This is a genomic window from Lysobacter sp. S4-A87 (genome assembly GCF_022637455.1).
Taxonomy (GTDB): Bacteria; Pseudomonadota; Gammaproteobacteria; order Xanthomonadales; family Xanthomonadaceae; genus Lysobacter_J.
Window position 1 is genome coordinate 1026318 of sequence record NZ_CP093341.1, and the last position, 19811, is coordinate 1046128.

At 68.0% G+C, this 19811-nt stretch carries 16 protein-coding genes and 1 tRNA gene; 5 read left to right on the forward strand and 12 right to left on the reverse strand.

Annotated elements, in window-relative coordinates:
• Positions 1-16 precede the first annotated feature (16 nt).
• Positions 17-1861 (forward strand): diguanylate cyclase, encoded by a 1845-nt coding sequence (locus MNR01_RS04560; RefSeq protein WP_241919778.1) that lies wholly within the window; start codon positions 17-19, stop codon positions 1859-1861.
• Between the two features lie 187 nt (positions 1862-2048).
• Here the strand turns inward: MNR01_RS04560 and MNR01_RS04565 are convergent, their stop codons facing one another.
• Both MNR01_RS04565 and hisS read right to left on the reverse strand, forming a co-directional pair.
• Complete coding sequence (locus tag MNR01_RS04565; RefSeq protein ID WP_241919779.1) at positions 2049-3935, reverse strand: aromatic amino acid lyase; 1887 nt, start codon at positions 3933-3935, stop codon at positions 2049-2051.
• 123 nt (positions 3936-4058) lie between these two features.
• Complete coding sequence (gene hisS, locus MNR01_RS04570; protein WP_241919780.1) at positions 4059-5456, reverse strand: histidine--tRNA ligase; 1398 nt, start codon at positions 5454-5456, stop codon at positions 4059-4061.
• 225 nt (positions 5457-5681) lie between these two features.
• On the opposite strand from hisS, the gene MNR01_RS04575 reads away from it, so the two are divergent.
• A tRNA-Pro gene (locus MNR01_RS04575) sits at positions 5682-5758 on the forward strand.
• A gap of 155 nt (positions 5759-5913) precedes the next feature.
• On the forward strand, positions 5914-6768 hold the full coding sequence (locus tag MNR01_RS04580; protein ID WP_241919781.1) for a D-hexose-6-phosphate mutarotase: 855 nt from the start codon (positions 5914-5916) through the stop codon (positions 6766-6768).
• Between the two features lie 25 nt (positions 6769-6793).
• On the opposite strand, the gene MNR01_RS04585 is transcribed toward MNR01_RS04580, so the two are convergent.
• From MNR01_RS04585 to MNR01_RS04630, 10 genes are all read right to left on the reverse strand, one after another.
• Entirely contained in the window at positions 6794-8062 is a 1269-nt protein-coding gene (locus MNR01_RS04585) for a glutamate-5-semialdehyde dehydrogenase (protein ID WP_241919782.1), read from the reverse strand.
• The gene (gene proB / locus MNR01_RS04590) at positions 8059-9249 is read right to left on the reverse strand and encodes a glutamate 5-kinase (protein WP_241919783.1); all 1191 of its coding nucleotides are present in this window, start codon (positions 9247-9249) and stop codon (positions 8059-8061) included. Before proB ends, MNR01_RS04585 begins: the two co-directional genes overlap by 4 nt.
• On the reverse strand, positions 9246-10535 hold the full coding sequence (argH, locus tag MNR01_RS04595; RefSeq protein WP_241919784.1) for an argininosuccinate lyase: 1290 nt from the start codon (positions 10533-10535) through the stop codon (positions 9246-9248). The genes proB and argH overlap by 4 nt, the downstream gene beginning before the upstream one ends.
• A gap of 24 nt (positions 10536-10559) precedes the next feature.
• Entirely contained in the window at positions 10560-11519 is a 960-nt protein-coding gene (gene argC, locus MNR01_RS04600) for an N-acetyl-gamma-glutamyl-phosphate reductase (RefSeq protein WP_241919785.1), read from the reverse strand.
• Entirely contained in the window at positions 11497-12117 is a 621-nt protein-coding gene (locus MNR01_RS04605; RefSeq protein WP_241919786.1) for a GNAT family protein, read from the reverse strand. The genes argC and MNR01_RS04605 overlap by 23 nt, the downstream gene beginning before the upstream one ends.
• Position 12118: 1 nt before the next feature.
• Positions 12119-13441 carry an acetylglutamate kinase gene (locus MNR01_RS04610; protein WP_241919787.1) on the reverse strand — a complete coding sequence of 441 codons (1323 nt, stop codon included), beginning with the start codon at positions 13439-13441 and terminating at the stop codon, positions 12119-12121.
• Positions 13442-13452: 11 nt separating this feature from the next.
• Positions 13453-14535 (reverse strand): acetylornithine deacetylase, encoded by a 1083-nt coding sequence (locus MNR01_RS04615; protein WP_241919788.1) that lies wholly within the window; start codon positions 14533-14535, stop codon positions 13453-13455.
• A gap of 6 nt (positions 14536-14541) precedes the next feature.
• Entirely contained in the window at positions 14542-15735 is a 1194-nt protein-coding gene (locus MNR01_RS04620) for an argininosuccinate synthase (protein WP_241919789.1), read from the reverse strand.
• Between the two features lie 133 nt (positions 15736-15868).
• Positions 15869-16888 (reverse strand): N-acetylornithine carbamoyltransferase, encoded by a 1020-nt coding sequence (locus MNR01_RS04625; RefSeq protein ID WP_241919790.1) that lies wholly within the window; start codon positions 16886-16888, stop codon positions 15869-15871.
• Positions 16889-17185: 297 nt separating this feature from the next.
• Positions 17186-17608, reverse strand: coding sequence for a hypothetical protein (locus MNR01_RS04630; protein ID WP_241919791.1), 423 nt, complete (start codon positions 17606-17608; stop codon positions 17186-17188).
• A 219-nt stretch (positions 17609-17827) separates the two neighbouring features.
• Here MNR01_RS04630 and cysS point away from each other — a divergent pair, with 219 nt between their 5' ends.
• Positions 17828-19201, forward strand: coding sequence for a cysteine--tRNA ligase (gene cysS / locus MNR01_RS04635; protein ID WP_241919792.1), 1374 nt, complete (start codon positions 17828-17830; stop codon positions 19199-19201).
• 119 nt (positions 19202-19320) lie between these two features.
• On the forward strand, positions 19321-19773 hold the full coding sequence (locus MNR01_RS04640) for a SufE family protein (protein WP_241919793.1): 453 nt from the start codon (positions 19321-19323) through the stop codon (positions 19771-19773).
• The last annotated feature ends 38 nt before the right edge of the window (positions 19774-19811 follow it).

Here is a 19811-nt window from a genome sequence, read left to right on the forward strand (position 1 = left end):
TGGGCAAGGGGGAGACATGGGACGTGGTTCTTGGCGTTGGTGGTGGCCATGGCTGGCAAGCCTGTGCCTGCTGTTGGCCGTACCCGTCCAGGCCAGCACCACGGGCTCGATGACGCTGCCACTGGGCGCGAATGTCGAGCACGTGGCCCTGTCGCCCTACCTGGGTTACTACCACGACGCTTCTGCCGAAGATGATGTCGACGCGGTCGCGCGGCGGCTGGCGCAGGGACAGTTCGCACCCCTGCCGGGCGGACGCAGCGCATTCGGTTTCCGCACCGGCGCTTTCTGGTTCCACACGCGCGTCGTCAACCACGGCAACCCCGAGCAGCGCTGGTTGCTGGTGCAGAGCTACGCGCTCAGCGACAACATCGATGTGTATGCGCGCTACGCCGACGGCCACACGACCTTCCAGGCCGGTGGCGACCACCTGCCCTTCAGCGCCCGCAGCGTGCGTTACCGCCACCCCAATTTCTGGCTGACGTTTCCGCAGGGCCAGCCGGTCGACGTATTCGTGCGCGTGCGCAGCGAGAGCTCGATGCAGGTGCCGCTGGACATCTACACGCCCGTCGCTTTCGCCGAACTCTCGCGCGATGCACAGCTCGTGATCGGGCTGTACTACGGCATCCTGCTCGCGCTGTTCTTCTACAACCTGGCGCTGTGGCTGAGCCTGCGCGATGCCAGCTACTTCTGGTACCTGTTCCACCTGTCGGCGTTCGGGCTGGTGCTGTTCACCCTCAACGGCTTCGGCTTCGAGTACCTGTGGCCGCAGTCGTCATGGCTGAGCGACCGCATGGTGCCGCTGTCGATCTGCCTGGCGCAGATCGGCATGCAGCAGTTCGCCCGCATCTTCCTCGGCCTGCGCGAACGCTGGCGCCTCGGTGACCGGATCGGCCTGGGCCTGATTTCGTTCTTCGCCCTGCTCGGCATCGCATCGACGTGGTTGCCGTACCACATCTCCACGCCGATCGCGTCGGCGGCGGTGCTGGTCAGCATCGCCTGGATCGCGGTGGTGTCGATCTCGGTCGTGCGCCGCGGCTATGCGCCGGCGCAATTGTTCCTGCTGGCGTGGGCGATGTTCCTGCTCGGCACCGGCCTGTTCGTCGCCATCGCCTTCGGCATGATGCCCAAGACGTTCATCACGGAGTATGGGGTCCAGATCGGTTCGGCGCTGGAGATGCTGCTGCTGTCGATCGCACTGGGCCACCGCTACGCGGCGCTGCGCAACGAGAACGAGCGCATCGTCCGCGAGGCCAGGGACCAGCTCGAGCACAAGGTCGAGCAGCGCACCACGGAGTTGCGAAGCGCGCTGGGTCAACTCGAGGATGCGCACGCACGCCTGCGCGAGAGCAGCCAGCGCGACGCCCTGACCGGGCTGCACAACCGCAGCCACTTCCGCGACCGCTTCGAGTCGTTGCTGCGGCAGTCGCGCGAGCATCGGCGCCCGCTGTCGCTGCTGATGATCGACCTGGACAACTTCAAGCTGATCAACGACCAGCACGGCCATCTGATCGGCGACGACTGCCTGCGCTGGGCTGCGCGGACGCTCGGCCATGGTCTGCGTCCGCATCACGATGCGCTGCTGGCGCGCTTCGGCGGCGAGGAGTTCGTGATCGTGCTGCCGGGCCTGAACCTGTCGGCGGCGACCCAGGTGGCCGAGGACCTGCGCCAGCATCTGCGCGATCAGCCGTTCCAGAGCGCCGACAGCCACATCACCGTCACGGCCAGCATCGGCGTGCATGCGATCGAGACGGTGTCGTTCGGCGGCATCGATCCGCTGCTGCAGCTGGCCGACCAGGCGCTGTACCGGGCCAAGGCCGACGGCCGCGACTGCGTGCGGACGTCGCAGGTGGAGACGGTCTGAAGTGAGGGATCTGCTGGTGCTGTTGCTGCTGCGTGCTGGGCTTGTGCTGCGGAACGGCGTCGGCCGCCGGGCCGGGGATTCGTTGCAGAGACTTCGATAGCGTCGGAACCCGTTCATTCCCGTGAAGGCGGGAACCCATGGACGTTGCTCCCAACGCGCTCTAGCCCTTCATTGGGGACTACGAGCTTCAAGCACGCGCGGCTGCCAGGATGGTGCCTTGCTTCACCAGCCGCACCGCGGTGGCGACTTCGCCATCCATGGCGCGGTCGCGATCGAGGAACGGAATCGCTTCGCGGATTGCCGCGTGCGCGGCGGCCACTGCTCGACCGGGATGGAATTCGCCGGCTGCGGCCAGTTCGGCGCGCAAGCCTTCGACTTCGGCCAGGAAGGCGTCGAACTCGGGGCTGTCGGCGGCCGGTGCGCCCTGCACCTTCGCGGCCAGTGCACGCGCATCGGCACGATCGGCCAGGTCGCGCGCGGCGTTGATCATGTCGCGGCGCAGGTCCAGCGCCTGCGCGGCGGTGTAGAGCTCCAGCGCCAGCACCTTGCCCAGGTCATCGGCCATCGCCAGCACGTGGCGCGCCTCGTTGGCGCCCATCGAGACATGGTCTTCGGCATTGGCGCTGGTCGGGATCGAATAGACCGACGCCGGGTGGGCACGGCTGGCCAGGTCGTTGACGATGGCCGCGGCGGTGTACTGCACGATCATGTGCCCGGACTCGGTCGAGTCCTCGTTGCCGATCAGGAAGCCCGGCAGGCCGTCGTTGGTGGCCGGATCGACCAGCTTGTTGAGGCGGCGCTCGGAAATGCTCGCCAGCACCGGAATGGCCGCCTTGACGTAGCTCATCGCCAGCGCCAGCGGCATGCCGTGGAAGTGGCCGGCAGAAATCACCTGCTGCTCGACGAACTCGGCCTTGGCATCCGGGAAGATGATCGGGTTGTCGGTCAGCGCGTTGAGCTCGACCTCGAGCACGCGCGCGGCCTGTGCGACGGCATCGCGCACGGCGCCGTGGACCTGCGGGATGCAGCGCAGCGAGTAGCTGTCCTGCGGCTGGTGCTTCTTGCCGCCGCGGAACGGGCGGAAGCGCAGGTAGAACTTCTCGCGGCCGTGGCGCTGGCTGAACGGTACCCAGTCCCAACCGATGTCGAAGCGCAGCGCCTGCGATTCGGGCGTGTCCCAGCTGCGCGGCTGCCAGGCACGGAACTTCGGCACCAGGTGGTACGGGATGTCGGCCAGCGTGGAGCCACCGAGCAGGTCGCGCAGATGGGCGGCGCTGTGCACCTGGCCCGGGTGCGGGCGCAGCGCGTGCACTTCCTCGGCGAACGCGCCAAGGCGGCCGGCGAAGGCATCGATGGTCATCGCCGCGGCGAGGTCGGCGGTGTCGAGCAGGTCCTCCAGCTGCGCCAGTGCGAGCACGCCACAGGCAAGCATCTGCGCGGTGCCGTTGTTCAGCGCCAGGCCTTCCTTGTACGACAGCGTCACCGGCGACAGGCCGGCGCGCCTGAGCGCTTCGCCACCCGGGATGCGCTCGCCTTCAAAGAAGGCTTCGCCACCGCCCAGCAGCACGATCGCCAGGTGCGACAGCGGTGCGAGGTCGCCGCTGGCGCCGACCGAACCCAGCTGCGGCACCACCGGAACGATGCCGGCGTTGAGCATGGCGGTCAGTGCCTGCAGGGTCTCGACGCGGATGCCGGAGTGACCGCGCATCAGCGTGTTGATGCGGATGCACAGCATCGCGCGGACGATCTCCGGCGCGAACGCTTCGCCGACGCAGACGGCGTGGGTGACGATGAGGTTGCGCTGCAGCTCCTCGTGCAGGGTGACGTCCGAGCGCGCGGCGCCGGGCAGTTCGTCACGCAGGTGGTGGTTGCCGAGCAGGCGGTCGGCATTGCTGCCGAAGCCGGTCGAGACACCGTAGATGGGTTCCTCGCGCCGGACCTGTTCGGCCAGGAACTCGGCCGCGCGGGTCACCGCCGGCAGTTGCTCCGGTGCCAGCTGCACATGCGCGCCGTAGGCCACGTCCACCAGCTGCGCGCGGGTCAGCGAGCGGCCATCGAGTCGGATCGGTTTCATCGTTTCACCTTGCAGCTGACTGCCATCTGCGCCGGCGGATGCACTTGGGCGTGCGCCGGCGTCCCCTGTCCTGAACGGCGCGGGCGGACCGGATCGTCCACCCCGCCTGCGTTTGCGCCGGCCTCAGCGGCCGGCGAGTGCGCGGTACTGTTCCAGCTCCACGCGCAGCGTGCTCGCCAGTTCCTCCAGCGGCACTTCGAACTGCTCCTCGCGCAGCAGGTCCTTGACCGCGACCACGCCACGCGCCTTCTCGTCGTCACCGGCGAGGGCGACGAAGCGGATGCCGGCGCGCGAGGCGTACTGGAACTGCTTGCCGATCTTGCGCGCCTCCATCTGCACTTCGGTGTTGATGCCGGCCGCACGCAGGCGACGGGCGATCTCGAGCGCATCGGTCAGCGATTGACCATCCATCAGCGCGACCATCGCCTGCACCGTGCTGCCGGCGGCGTTGCCGAGCAGGCCGGCCTCGCGCAGCTGCCAGAACAGCCGGGTCAGGCCGATCGAGATGCCGACGCCCGGCAGCTTCGACTTGGTGTAGTGGCTGGCCAGGTTCTCGTAGCGGCCGCCCGAGCAGATCGAACCGATCTGCGGGTAGTCGTTGAGCGTGGTCTCGTAGACGGTGCCGGTGTAGTAGTCGAGGCCGCGCGCGATCGAGAAGTTCAGCGCGTAGGCGCTTTCCGGCACGCCGAGGGCGCGCACGAGCTCAAGCACCTCGCGCAGTTCGGCGACGCCTTCGCGCAGTGCCTCGTTGCCCTCGCCCAGCGCATCGAGCTGGGCCAGCGCATCGGCGTGCGAGGACGAACGCACCTTGACGAACTCGAGGATGTGCGCGACGGCATCGACCGACAGGTTGAAGCCTTCGCCGGTGAGGGTCTCGCGGACGTGGTCCTCGCCGCGCTTGTCGAGCTTGTCGACCTCGCGCAGCACCAGCGCCTGCAGTTCGCCGTCGACGATGCCCTGGGCCTCGAAGAAGCCGCGCATCAGCTTGCGGTTGTTGAGCTGGATGGTGAACGCGCCGATGTCGAGCTCGGAGAACACCGCATGGATCACCGCCGGCAGCTCGGCATCGAAACGCACGCTCAGCGCGTCCTTGCCGATCACGTCGATGTCGCACTGGTAGAACTCGCGGAAACGGCCGCGCTGTGCGCGTTCGCCACGGTAGACGCGCTGCATCTGGTAGCGGCGGAACGGGAACGCCAGTTCGTGCTCGTGCTCGGCGACGTAGCGCGCCAGCGGCACGGTCAGGTCGAAGCGCAGCGCCAGCTCGGGCATGCCCTCGCCGGCCGCGCCCTCGGAGCCCTTGCCCAGCGCGCCGGTGGACTGGACGAAGTACACCTGCCGTTCGGTTTCGCCGCCGGACTTGGTCAGCAGCACCTCCGACAGCTCCATGACCGGCGTTTCCACCGGCAGGAAGCCGAATCGTTCAAAATTGCGGCGGATCGTGTCCAGCATGCGCTGGAAGGCGATCTGGTCAGGAGGTAGCAGCTCCATGACCCCGGGCGGGGTGCGCGGCTTGATCAAGCAAGGCTCCAGTGACGACAGGCCGCGAACGCGGCCCGGTACCGTACAGGCTTGGCGGGCACGCGGTGGATTCGCGGTGTAGAGGGGGAAATCGTCAACAGTTTAGCCGTTGCGACCGCTTTTCCCCCAACCGGTCGCAACCGGACTGACACCGGATTGAAGGAATTTGTGTCCAACCCCTTGCCTCGACCCCGCCTCACTGACTAGAATTTGCGGCTCAGCAGCCGGGGTGTAGCTCAGCCTGGTAGAGCGCTACGTTCGGGACGTAGAAGTCGCAGGTTCAAATCCTGTCTCCCCGACCAACTCCGCATCCATATGTGGATCAAGGCCGGTCAAAGCTGCTGGACACGCTGTAAAACGACGAAACGCCGGCCCTGCCGGCGTTTTTCGTTTGCGCCGGTTGCGACCGGCAGCGCGGCGCCGCGATGATGTCGGCCCGCTTTTCCGTTGATGGCCGATGGATCTCTCCTGCACACCTTTCCAGCGCGATGGCAGCGCGTGCCTGCGCCTGAACGCCGCTGACGGCGCCGTCGCCGAGATCTGCCTGCATGGTGCCCACGTGCTGTCCTGGCAGCCCACACCGGGCCGCGAGCGCCTCTACCTGAGCCCGCGCGCCAGTCTTGCCCAGTGCGCCGCCACCCGCGCCGCCATTCGCGGCGGCATCCCGGTGATCTTCCCTCAGTTCGGCGGGCGCGGGCCGATGGTCAAACACGGTTTCGCGCGACTGCTTTCCTGGCGCTACGTGGGCATCGAGGCCGACGCCGGGACTCCGGGAGCCGTGCTGGAACTCATCGACAACGAGGACACCCGCCGCCTGTGGCCGGCGAGGTTCCGCGCGCGCCTGCACGTCGCGCTGGCGCCAGGCGCGCTGACGGTCCGCCTCGCCATCGGCAACCAGGGCGAGGCGCCCTTCAGCTTCACCGCGGCGCTGCACACCTACCTGCGCGTGGACGACCTGGACGCGACATCGGTGCAGGGCCTGGAAGCGGCCGGCTTCGAAGACACGCGCGATGGCCGGCTCGCCGCGGCCGAAGGTGAACCGGTGCGTTTCCAGTCCGAGGTCGACCGGCTCTACCCCGATTGCGCCCACGACCTGCTGCTTGCCCAGGGCAACGATGCCATGCGCATCAGCGCCGATGGTTTCCGCGACACCGTCTTGTGGAATCCCGGCGCGGCGCTGGCCGCGGGGATGGCCGATCTGGGCGCCGGTGAGCACCGGCACTTCGTCTGCGTCGAGTCAGGCACGATTGCCATGCCGGTGACGCTGGCGCCAGGCGAGGAATGGAGCGGAGCGCAGCGACTGCAGGTCTAGCCAACGCGCGGACGTGGCAGCGAAGTCAGCGTTGCCGCGACTCCTCGTGCCGCACCTGCCCTTCCCCGCGCACCACGAACCGCTCGATGGTCAGCGATTCGGCGCCCATCGGCCCATAGGCATGCAGGCGCGTGGTCGAGATGCCGATCTCGGCACCCAGGCCGAGCTGACCGCCATCGTTGAAGCGCGATGAGGCGTTGACCATCACCGCTGAGCTGCGCGTACCACGCACGAACGCTTCCGCGGCGGCAACATCCCCGGTGGCGATCACTTCGGTGTGGTCCGAGCCGTAGCGGGCGATGTGCGCCAGCGCGTCCCCGATTCCGTCGACGACCCGCACCGCCAGGATCAGGTCCAGGTATTCGGCGGCGTAGTCGGCGTCTTCGGCCTGCCCCACCTGGTCGGAGAACGCGCGCGTGCGTCCGCAGCCGCGCACCTCGACCTGGCGCGCCGCCAGGCGCTGCAGCGCCGCGGGCAGGAAGTCCGCGGCGATGTCGCGATGGACCAGCAACGTCTCCAGCGCATTGCAGACACCGGGTCGCGAGGCCTTGCCGTCGACCAGCAGGTCCAGCGCCTTGCCGACATCGGCGGCACGGTCGACGTAGAGATGGCAGACGCCCTTGTAGTGCTTGATGACCGGCACGCGCGCATGCTCGGCGACGAAGCGGATCAGGCTTTCACCGCCGCGCGGAATCGCCAGGTCGATCAGGTCCGACAGCTGCAGCAGTTCCAGCACGTGCTCGCGCGCCGGATCGGCGACCAGCGACACGGCCGCCTCCGGTAGCTCCTCTTCGCGCAATGCCTGGTGCAGGCAGGCGGCAATCGCGGCATTGCTCGCGCGCGCCTCGGAGCCGCCGCGCAGCAGCACCGCGTTGCCGGCCTTCAGGCACAGCGCCGCGGCATCTGCGGTCACGTTCGGTCGGGCCTCGTAGATCATCGCAATCAGGCCCAGCGGCACGCGCTGGCGCTCGATCACGATGCCGTTGGGGCGCACCTCGCTGCGCGTCACCTGCCCCAGCGGATCTGCCTGCGCGGCCACTTCCCGCACGCCCGCGGCCATTGCCGCGATGCGCGCCTCATCCAGCTTCAGCCTGTCGAGCAGGGCCGCGCCGAGGCCGGCTGCGCGGCCGCGCTCCATGTCCTCTGCATTCGCGGCCAGCAGTGCGGCGCCGTGGTGCTCGAGCAACTGCGCCATGCGTTCGATCAGTCGCCGGCGCGCATCGCCATCCAGCGCCGCCAGGACCCGTGATGCTTCGCGCGCGCGCTCGGCGAGGTTGCGTACGTAACCGCTCATGCCTTCACCTCGGGGTCGACGACCAGCAGCACCAGATCGTCACGGTGGATCACCGATTCGCCATAGCGAAAGCCGAGCACGGCTTCGATGTCGTTGCTGTGCCTGCGCGCGATCCGGCCGATTTCCATCGCGCTGTACTGCGCCAGGCCGCGCGCGAACGGCTCGGCGCCGGTCGTGGTGGCCACGATCTCGATCACGTCGCCGCGGCGGAAGTCGCCTTCGACGGCGGCCACGCCACCGGGCAGCAGCGATGCGCCCTGGCGGTGCAGCGCCGCGACCGCGCCGTCGTCGACCAGCAGCCGCCCTGACGAGGGCGCATGCCGCAGCCATTGCTTGCGTGCGCGCAGACGGTCGCCCTGTGCGAGCACCAGCGTGCCGTGCAACTGCCCCTCGCCCAGTGCCCGCACCACCGCATCGTTGCGACCGCAGAACAGCGCGGTGGGAATTCCGGCCGCGGTCGCCTTGGCCGCCGCCTCCAGCTTGGTGCGCATGCCGCCGGTGCCGAGCTTGCCGGCGCCGCCGCTGGCGGCCAGCAGCAGTTCGGGCGTGATCCGCTCGATGCGGTTGATCGCGCGCGCATCGGGATCGCGTTGCGGGTGGGCGCTGTAGAGCCCGCCGATGTCGGTGGCGATCAGCAGCAGATCGGCATCCACGAGCGAGGCCACGGCCGCGGCGAGATTGTCGTTGTCGCCGAGCTTGAGTTCGTCGACGGCGACGGCGTCGTTCTCGTTGATGATCGGCAAGGTGCCCAGGCGCAACAGTTCGCGCAGCGTGGCGCGGGCGTTGAGGTAGCGTCGGCGGTTGCGCAGGTCGTCGTGGGTGAGCAGGACCTGCGCGACCGGCTGCTCCGACAACTGTTGCCAGAACCCCATCAACGAGGCCTGGCCGAGCGAGGCCAACGCCTGCCGGAGCACCAGGCTGTCGCCACCGGCACCGATGCGGCCACGTCCGGCAGCGACGGCGCCAGACGACACCAGCACCACTTCGCGCTGCTGCGCGCGGGCCTGGGCGATGAAGCGCGCGAGCCCGGCGGCATGGCGAGGGTCGAGTCCCGCCGCGTCGGGCTGGTCGGAGAAGCCGGCGAGCAGGCTGCTGCCGACCTTGAGTACGGCGCGCCGCCAGCCTGGCAGCGGTTGTGCCTGGAAGTCCCGGACGGCGGTGTCGGCGGTACTTCCAGGCATGCTCATCGCAATGCTGCCAGTCGGCTTCGCAGTTCGCCCAGCCGCAGTTCGGCGCCAGCGCCGGGCGACGCCCGTGCCGCCAGGCTCGCTTCGGGATCGCCCTGTTCCCAGCGTGCGGGGTCTGCGGCCTGCTTGTAGGCCTCGCGGAACGGCAGGCCCTGTCGTGCCAGGTCGACGGCCAGGTCGGTCGCATACATCGAAGGATCGAGCGCTTCGCGCATGCGCTCGGCCTTCCACTCCAGGTTCCGCAGCAGGTCCGGCAACAGCTCCAGCGCCCCCAGCCCGCGGCCGAAAGCGTGGAAGATCGCGCCCTTGGAGAACTGCAGGTCGCGGTGGTAGCCCGACGGCAGCGACAGCAGCTGCTCGATTTCGGTGCGTGCGGCGGCGGCAGCCGAATAGCTCGCGCGCATCAGCTCGATGACGTCGGGGTTGCGCTTGTTCGGCATGATCGAACTGCCGGTGGTGTACTGCGACGGCAGCGCCACGAAACCGAATTCGGCACTGGTGAACAGGCTCAGGTCCCAGGCCAGGCGGCGCAGGTCGAGCAGCGCCGAGGACAGCGCCTCGATCGCGGCCATCTCGAACTTGCCGCGCGATATCTGCGCGTAGGTCGCCGCGACCTGCATGCGGCCGAAGCCGAGCGCGGCGGTGGTGTGGTCGCGCGCCAGCGGCAGGTTGACGCCGTAGCCGGCCGCGCTGCCGAGCGGATTGGCATCGACCCACTGCAGCGTCTGCACGGCGCGCTGCGCGTTGTCGATGAAGCCTTCGGCCCAGGCCGCCCACCACATGCCCAGCGACGACACCATCGCGCGTTGCAGGTGGGTGTAGCCCGGCAGCGGCACGCCCTGCTCGGCCTCGGCGCGGGCGAGCGCCACTTCGGCACTCTCGCGGCACGTGGCCGCCACGCGCGCCAGGCGGTCCTTCAGCCACAGGCGCGTGGCCACCAGGATCTGGTCATTGCGGCTGCGGCCGGTGTGGATCTTCTTGCCGGCGTCACCGAGCCGTTCGACCAGGCGCGATTCGATCGCCGAATGGCAGTCCTCGAAACGCTCGTCGAGGATGAAGCGGCCTGCACGGAAGTCTTCGGCCAGTGTTTCCAGCTCGGTCTTCAGGCCGGCAAGCTCGTCCGCATCGAGGATGCCGATCTGCTGCAGGCCTTCGGCGTGCGCGCGACTGGCCTGGATGTCGAACAGGAAGAACTCGCGGTCCAGGATCACGTCCTCGCCGGCGAGGAACTGCTGGATGCGCGCGTCGACCTTGACGCCGGGTTTTTGCCACAACAGATCGGACATCGTCGAATTCCTTGGTGCGTGGGGTCAGCGCGTGATGCCGGCCATTTCGTCCAGGCCAAACGCCAGGTTGAGGTTCTGCAACGCCTGCGTCGCCGCACCCTTGAGCAGGTTGTCCTCGGTGGCAACCACCACCAGGCGCTTGCCGTCGGGCGTCAGGGTGAAGCCGCCGAGCTCGACATGGTGGCGCCCGGCAATCGCGCTGACCCAGGGGGCCTCGTCGCCGACATCGACCAGCGGCTCGCCTGCGTAGCGGTCAACATAGCGCGACACCACCTCTTCGCGCGCGAAGGCCCTGGCCAGCGGCAGGTTGGCGGTGATGGTGAGCCCGCGGAAATGCGGCGCCACGTGCGGCAGGAACTGCACTTCGTGGCCAAGCTGGCGGGTGACTTCGCGCTCGTGCACGTGGTTGGTCAGCGCGTACGGCATCAGGTTGTCGCGCAGCTTGCCGGGGTCGTTCTTGTCCGAAGGCGAGGTGCCGGCGCCGGAATAGCCCGACACACCGAAGCACTGCACCGGACCTGCAAGCGCGTCGAGCATCGGCGCGACTGCCAGCTGCATCGCCGTGGCATAGCAGCCGGGATTGCTGATGCGGCGCTGGCCGCTGTACTGGCCGCGGGTGAGCTCCGGCAGGCCGTAGTACCAGCCGTCGTCGAAACGGTAGTCGGCCGAAAGGTCAACGATGACGGGATCGGCGCCGGCCGCGTCGAACGCCGCCACGCACGCCGCGGCCTTGCCGTTGGGCAGCGCCAGCACGACCGCGTCGGCGCCCGGCGCCGGCAACTCCTCGTGCGAGGGCGAGTTGTAGCGCAGCTCACCCTGGTACTCCGGGATATGGTCGGCGACGCGCTGCCCGACCAGCTCGCGCGAGGACACGAACGCGAGTTCGAATACCGGGTGCGCGGCGATCAGGCGGATGAGTTCGGCGCCGACGTAACCGCGCGCGCCGACGATGCCAACGGACTTAGTCACGTCCGGATGCTCCATGGTTCTGCAACTTGTGAAGAAGATTGCGTTTCACCGCCGGCCATTCCGATTCGATGATCGAGAAGGCCACGGTGTCGCGCACGCTGCCGTCGGCATGGCGCCGGTGGCTGCGCAGGATTCCGTCCTGTTTGGCACCGAGCCGGGCGATGGCTGCGCGCGATGCCAGGTTGAACCAGCTGGTCTCGAAGCCGACGCAGATGCTGCCCATGGTCTCGAAGGCATGGCCAAGCAACAGCAGCTTGGCCTCGGTGTTGAGGCCGGTGCGCTGCACCTTCGGGGCGTACCAGGTGTAGCCGATCTGCACGCGCGGAACGGACTGGTCGAGGTCGTAATAGCGGGTGCTGCCGACGATGTCGCCACTGGCGTCGCGCACCGCGAATGCCATGGCCTTGCCCTGGTCCTGCACGTCCAGCGCGGCGCTGATGTACGACTCGACCTGCTCCGGCGCCGGCACGCTGGTGTACCACAGGCGCGACAGCTCGCCGGCGCCGAGCGCGGCGCGCAAGTCCCCGGCATGGGCCGCCTGCAGCGGCTCCAGCGCGACGTGCTGGCCGCGCAGGGTCGGGACGACGCTCCAGTGGTCGGCGGTCGCTGGCATCTCAGTCCTTCAACGTCGCCGTGCGCCCCGAGCAATGCTCGACGCAGCGTTCGATCTCGTCGAAGCCATCCATGCCGTACCAGAACACCTTCCACTTCTCCTGCTTGATGCAGCCGTCAGACTCGGCGTAGTAGAACGGATTGACCGGATTGCCGTGGCGCGAACGCCAGAACAGGCGCGGATTCTGCTCGCGCATGACGTGCCACACGGCGCGGCCAAGGCCTTCGCCCTGCGCCTCGTCGAGCACGGCGAACTTGTCGAGGTAGATGCCGGCGTCCTCCTGGGTGAGGATCACCGCGGCGCGGTAGTTCTCGCTGACATAGGCACGGTGCAGCGTGGTGCGCTCGAAATAGTCCGGCATCAGGCGACGGCCGAAGGCCGATTCGATCAGGCCGCGCAGGCGTTCCAGGTCGAGCTCGCCCCAGCGGGTGACCTGCAGCACGCGCTCGCCGCGGCGCACCAGCGTGCCCGAGCCCTTGTGGGTGAACAGTTCCTTGGCCAGTTCCGCCGGCTTGGTGATCGACACCGACGAGGTCAGCGGCAGCTTGTCGAGCAGGTCCTTGATCTGTTCGATCTTCACGCGCATGCCGCCGTTGATCCACGGCTGCGACATCAGGTGCTCGTACTCGGTCGACAGGTTGATCGAGTCGATGACCTTGCCGGCATCGTCGAGCAGGCCACCGGTGCCGGTCAGGAACACGATCTTGTACGGCTGCAGCTTCTGCACCAGCTCGTTGGCGGCGAAGTCGGCGTTGACGTTGAGGATCTGGCCACCGGCGGTCTCGCCGAGGCTGGCGATGACCGGGATCGAGCCGGCGCGCAGGCTGGCCTCGATCGGCGCCAGGTTGACGCGTTGCACTTCGCCGACCAGGCCGTAAGTGTCGCGGTCCAGGTATTCGGACTCGAACACGCCTGACACGATTGACGTAGCGCGCGCATCGAACGCCTGCAGCGCCTCGACCAGCTTGAGGTTCTGCGACTGGAACACGCGGCGCACGATCGCCAGTGCTTCCGGCGAAGTCACGCGCAGGCCGTTGACGGTCTGCTTGACGATGCCGGCGGCGGCCATCTCGTCGTCGAGCTGCGGCCCGGCGCCGTGGATCACGATCGGGGTCAGGCCGACGTCCTGCAGGAACGCTAGCGAGGACGTCAGCGCCTCGAGGTCGTCGCGCAGCACGGCGCCGCCGACCTTGACCACGGCGAAGCGCTTGGCATCGAGCTGGGAGAAACGCTTCAGGTACTGCGAGATTTCCTTCGCACTGGCCATGCTCGAAAGCAGGCGCACGATGGTCTGGCGAGTCTGGATGTCACGAGAATCGTTCATTGCTATGGAGTTCAATCCAGAATCCGGATGATGGAGTCGGTGTAGCGCTGCAGTTGTTCCAGGGCCACCCATTCGTCGGCGGTATGGGCCTGGGCGATATCACCCGGGCCATAGACCAGCGCGGTCATGCCGGCGTTGGAGAACAGCGAGGCCTCGGTCCAGAAATCGACGGCATTGCCGATCGGCAGCTGCAGTGCATCGGCCAGGTCGCGGGCCTCCAGGCGCCGCTGCTCGGCATCGGCAACGTCTCCCGACGGCAGCGAAGGACCGCGGAAGGTTTCCTCGTAACGCTCGATCGCACCGGCCTCGACCAGCGTGCCGAAACGCTCGTGCAGCGCGTCGATCGACATCGACGGCAGCGGACGGAAACCGAAACGCAGTTCCGCGCTCGGCGCGATCATGTTGGCCTTGATCCCGCCTTCGACGCGACCGATGTTGAAGCGCAAACCGGTCAGGCCGCCGAAACGCTGGTGCGCCTGGCTCTCGACGTAGTCCAGCGCGTGCCCGCCCCAGCGGATCGCCTGGTGCAAGGCACTGGCCTGCATCGCATTCGCACCCGACGCATGGCCGGCAACGCCGCGGAAGCGCAGCAGCACCGAGCTGATGCCGCGATGGGCCAGCACCGCCTCGCACTGCGTCGGCTCGGCAACGACGACTTCGTTGAAGCCGTGCTGGCTGCCCAGGAACGCGGCAACGCAACGGGCATCGTTGGCCTCCTCGTCGGTCGAGAACAGGAAGGCGGCATCGCCCTGCGTCACCGAGGCGGCGGTCACCAGTCCGGCCGCGGCGCCCTTGATGTCGCAGGCACCCAGTCCGATCGCGCGGTCGGCGGTGACGCGCAGCCTGTGCGGATCGGCGCTCCACGCTTCCGACGACGGCACCGTGTCCAGATGCACGTTGAACAGGCGCGTGGGATTGCCGCGCACGGCCAGCATCGACACCGCGCCGTCGCCGTGGTCGGTGACCTCGATGCGGAAACCGGTCAGCTGCGAGCGCAGGTAATCGAAGATGCCACCGGTGCCGATGTCCCGCGGTGGATTGCGGGTGTCGTACGAGACCAGGGCGTCGAGGTGCTTGAGGGTTTTTGCGAGCATGGCCGGTTACTTGCGGTTGATCTCAGCCCACAGCGTGCTGCTCATGCCGAACAGCTTGATGAAGCCCTCGGCCTCGGCCACGCCCCAGTCCGCCGCCTGGGCGTAGGTCGCGCCCTTGGCATTGAGGATGTGCCTGGACTCGATCGCCACCGCGCTGACCAGGCCGCCCTGCGTTTCCAGCACGACGTCGCCATTGACGGTCGACTGGCTCGACTGCAGGAATGCTTCCAGGTCGGTCTTGAGCGGATCGTGGAAGAAGCCCTCGTACACCAGCTCCACCCACTTGCGCGCCACGTCCGGCTTGAAGCGGTTCTGCTGCTTGCTCAGCACGGCTTCTTCCAGTGCGCGGTGCGCGGTCAGCAGCGCGGTCAGGCCCGGCGCCTCGAAGATGATGCGGCCCTTCAGGCCGATCGTGGTGTCGCCGGTGTACAGGCCGCGGCCGACGCCGTACTGCGCGAACAGGCCGTTGAGCCTGGCCAGCATCTTGTGGCCGTCCATCTTCTCGTCGTCGAGCGCAACCGCCTCGCCGTTGACGAAGCTGACCTTCACCCGCAACGCCTGCGCCGGCCATTCGCTGCGTGGCTTGCACCAGCCGACCGCACCCTCGCCCGGCGCCTGCCAACGGTCGATCTCGCCGCCGGACATGGTCAGGCCGAGCAGGTTCTCGTTGATCGTGTAGGCCTTCTGCTTGGCGCGCACACCGAAGCCGCGCTCCTCCAGGTACTTCTGCTCGTAGGCGCGAACCTCGGTGTGCTCCTTCTGGATCTCGCGGATCGGCGCCACGATCTCGTAGTCGCCCAGCGCCTTCACGGCCAGGTCGAAACGCACCTGGTCGTTGCCCATGCCGGTGCAGCCGTGCGCGATCGCCTTCGTGCCGAGCTCCTCGCAACGCTTGAGCGCGGCTTCGACGATCAGGTAGCGGTCGGACACCAGCAGCGGGTACTGGCCCTGGTAGCCCTCGCCGGCCCAGACGAACGGCTTGACGAAGCCTTCCCAGATCGCCGGGCCGCCGTCGACGGTGACGTGCGAGGCGACGCCCAGTTCGGCCGCGCGCTCCTCGATGAAGGCGCGCTCTTCGGCATCGACGCCGCCGGTGTCGGCGAACACGGTGTGCACGTTCCAGCCGCGCTCCTTCAGGTAGGGCACGCAGAAGCTGGTGTCGAGGCCGCCGGAGAAGGCGAGGACGATGTCTTTGCTCATGTTCTTGTCTCGTTTGTGATCTGCCCCTCCCCGCTTGCAGGGAGGGTGAGGTGGGGGCAAACGGGGCTTGGCAGCGGCTGGCTGCCCTCACCCCTACCCCTCTCCCGCGAGCGGGAGAGGGGCTGTATGCGAATCAGCGGCCGATCAGGGCGGCCATGATCGCCTTCTGCACGTGCAGACGGTTCTCGGCCTCGTCGATGGCGATGCACTGCGGCGAGTCCATCACCGCATCGGTCGCTTTCACGTTCCGCCGCAGCGGCAGGCAGTGGCTGAAGACGCCGTTGTTGGTCAGCGCCATCTTCGCCTCGTCGACGATGAAGTGCTTGTACTGGTCGCGAATGGGCTTTTCCGGGCCCCAGTTGCCGAAGAACGGCAATGCGCCCCAGCTCTTGGCGTAGACCACGTCTGCGCCGCTGTAGGCACTTTCGATGTCATGGCTGACGGCGAGCGAACCGCCGCTCTCGGCGACGTTCTGCTCGGCCCAGTCCATGTAGCGCTGATCGAGGATGTAGTCGGGCGTCGGGCACAGCAGGGTCACGTCCATGCCCATGCGCGTGGCGATCGTCAGCGCCGAGTTGGCCACCGCCGTGTTGAGCGGCTTGGGGTGGTAGGTCCAGGTCAGCACGTACTTCTTGCCGCGCAGGTCGCTGGTGCCGAAGTGCTCCTGCAGCGCGAGGATGTGCGCCAGCTCCTGGCACGGATGGGTGATCGTCTCCATGTTGATCACCGGCACCGGCGAGTACTTGGCGAAGCTCTTGAGGACGATGTCCTCGCGGTCGTACTGCCAGTCGACGAACTTCGGGAACGCGCGCACGCCGATCAGGTCGACGTAGCGGCCGAGCACCTTGGCGACCTCGGCGATGTGCTCCTCGGTATCGCCGTCCATGACCGTGCCGAGGTTGAACTCGATCGGCCACGCGTCCTTGCCCGGCTGCAGCACCACCGCATGGCCGCCGAGCTGGAACGCGCCCAGCTCGAAGCTGGTGCGGGTGCGCATCGACGGATTGAAGAACACCAGGGCGATCGACTTGCCCTTGAGCTGCTCGCCGGCCTTGCTGCGCTTGAACTCGGCGGCCTGCGCCAGCAGCGCGTCGAGGTCGGCGCGCGACCAGTCCTGGGTGTTGAGGAAGTGTCTGTTGCCAAGAGCGGTCATCGAGTGCGGTTCCGGTGATCGTATGGGGAGGAAGGTGGGACGCTGCGCGGGTCCTGAAAGCAAAAAAGCCCAGCGCGTAGGCTGGGCTTTTCGTGTGTCACTTCGTCTGTTGCAAGACGCGCTAGTGACCGTTACCCAGCTGGATGGCAGGTATGCGGTCGGCGAGCACGCGAGGTCATCCCCGCCGCCATGTAGGCGGAGGTCAGGACGTCGGCGTCGGCGTAGTGGGCGTTCATTGAGGCGCGCATGCTCGCATGCACCCGCGGCGGGCGCAAGCTTCCGGCTGTGGAGGGGCGCTCAGCGGTCGCCAGCGGGCGCCACGACCGGCGTCACCGACACCCGGATGCGCAGGCGGTTGCCCGGATCCTCGGCCAGGCGCGAACGGAACTTGGCGCCCTTGTAGGTGTAATCGACGTCGTAGGCGATCGGGCGGCGGTACTCGCGCTCGACCGTCACCGGCTTGCACTTGTTGTCCTGCTGCTCTTTCTCTTCGCGGGTCAGCGCTTCCTTGACCGCACCGACCACCCGCGACAGGCGCGAGTCGCCTTCGCACTTCTGCTCGACCGTGTTGGCCTTGAGCGTCTGGTAGACCGGTGTCACCCGCAGCACCTGGGCGTAGTCGAAGCGGACGTTCTCGGCCTGGATGACCGTGTTCTGCGCCCTCGCCTCCGTGCCGGGCCAGGCAGCCAGCACCAGTCCCAGCAGGACAGTCCAGGTCACGGCGGTCGGAAGCGGAACTGGACGGTCCATCACACTCGCGGAGTCATAATTGTTTAGAAATTGTAAGCGCAGACCGGGGCCGAGGTCTGAACCCCGCCTTTAGACTACCGGCCGAAACGGCAAGGTGGTCCCTTGCTCCGGTCGCCGCCCGGACGACCGGCACGGCGCAGGTCGCCTCGATCAGCCGCTAGAATGACCGCAACTCCGGCGGTACCCCCCATGAGCCTGCACCTTTTCAACAGCCTGACGCGACGGGTCGAGCCGTTCGTGCCCCTCGACCCCGCCCGCCCGACCATGTACGTGTGCGGGCCCACGGTCTACAACTTCGTTCACATCGGCAATGCCCGCGGCCCGGTCGTCTTCGGGGTCCTGGCCGAGCTGCTGCGCCGCCGGTTCGGCGCGCTGGCCTACGCCCGCAACATCACCGACGTCGACGACAAGATCAATAACGCGGCCCGCGAACAGGGCGTGCCCATTTCGGCGATCACCAGCCGCTTCGCCGCCGCCTACCGCGAGGACATGGCTGCGCTGGGCGTGAAGGCCCCGGACCTGGAGCCGGAAGCGACGGCCCACATCGGCCAGATCATCGCCATGATCGAGCGTCTGATCGAGGTCGGCCACGCTTATGCGGCCGAAGGCCATGCGCTGTTCTCGGTCGCCAGCTACCCCGACTACGGCAAGCTTTCGCGCCGCGACCCCGAAGAAATGCTGGCCGGCGCCCGCGTCGACGTGGCCCCCTACAAGCGCGATCCGGGCGACTTCGTGCTGTGGAAGCCCTCCACCGACGACCTCCCCGGCTGGGACTCGCCGTGGGGCCGTGGTCGCCCGGGCTGGCACATCGAGTGCTCGGCGATGGCCGCCGCCCACCTGGGCGAGACCATCGACATCCATGCCGGCGGCGTCGACCTGCAGTTCCCGCACCACGAGAACGAGATCGCCCAGAGCGAGTGCGCGCACGGCGGCCGGGTCTTCGCCCGCCACTGGCTGCACAACGGCATGCTCAACTTCGGCGGCGCCAAGATGGCCAAGTCGGTGGGCAACATCCAGCGCGTGCACGACCTGGTGCGCGAGTACCCGCCCGAGGCGCTGCGCCTGGCGTTGCTGTCGGCGCATTACCGGCAGCCGCTGGAGTGGTCCGATGGCCTGATCGAACAGAGCGTGCGCACGCTCGATCGGCTTTACGGGACGTTGCGTGATCTGGCCGATTGCACGGTGGCGACGCCGCTGGTGATCCCGGCCGGCATCGAATCCGCGCTGGACGATGACCTCAACACCCCGCAGGTGCTGGCCGAGATCGCCCGCATTGCCGGCGATGCGCGCAAGGCCGAGTCGGCCGACGAACGCGCGCGCCTCAAGGGCGAACTGCTCGGTGCCGGTCTCGCCCTGGGCCTGCTGCAGCAGGACCCGGCGCAGTGGTTCTCGCGCGGTGCCGGCAACGAGGATGACGACCGCATCCAGGCGCTGATCGACGAGCGCATCGCGGCCAAGAAGGCGCGCGACTTCGCCCGCGCCGACGCCATCCGCGACCAGCTCGCCGGCGAGGGCATCCTGCTCGAGGACACGGCCCAGGGCGTGCGCTGGAAGCGGGCCTAGCCGCCTGGTCGCCACACCCCATGCAGTCATCCCCGCGAAGGCGGGGATCCAGCGACTTCGGGAATGACAAACCAGCATCCGCACACGGGCAGCACCTGTACGGGCGTAAAATTCCCCCGATGAACGCCATCGCCGCCCCCGCCAGTCCTTTCCCCATCGAAGCCTCGCCCAGCGAGGCGCAGGCCGCGATCCGCGACGAGTTCGCCTTCTTCGGCGACTGGTCCGAGCGCTACCAGTACCTGATCGACCTGGGCCGCAAGCTGCCCGACCTGCCGGACGAGTGGAAGACCGAGGAACATCGCCTGCACGGTTGCCAGTCGATGGTGTGGATCGTCGCCGAGGGCGACGCCGACCGCCTCGACTTCCATGCCATCAGCGACTCGGCGATCGTCTCGGGCCTGATCTACCTGGCCCTGCGCGTGTACTCGGGCCGCAGCGCGGCGCAGATCGCCGCCACCGATGCCAACTACATCGCCGACATCGGCCTGGCCAAGCACCTCTCGCCTACCCGCAGCAACGGCCTGGCCGCCATCCTCGGTTTCATCCGCGACCAGGCCCGGCTGCGGCTGTGACCGGTTGCCACGACGCCCACGATGACGCCGCGGCTGCG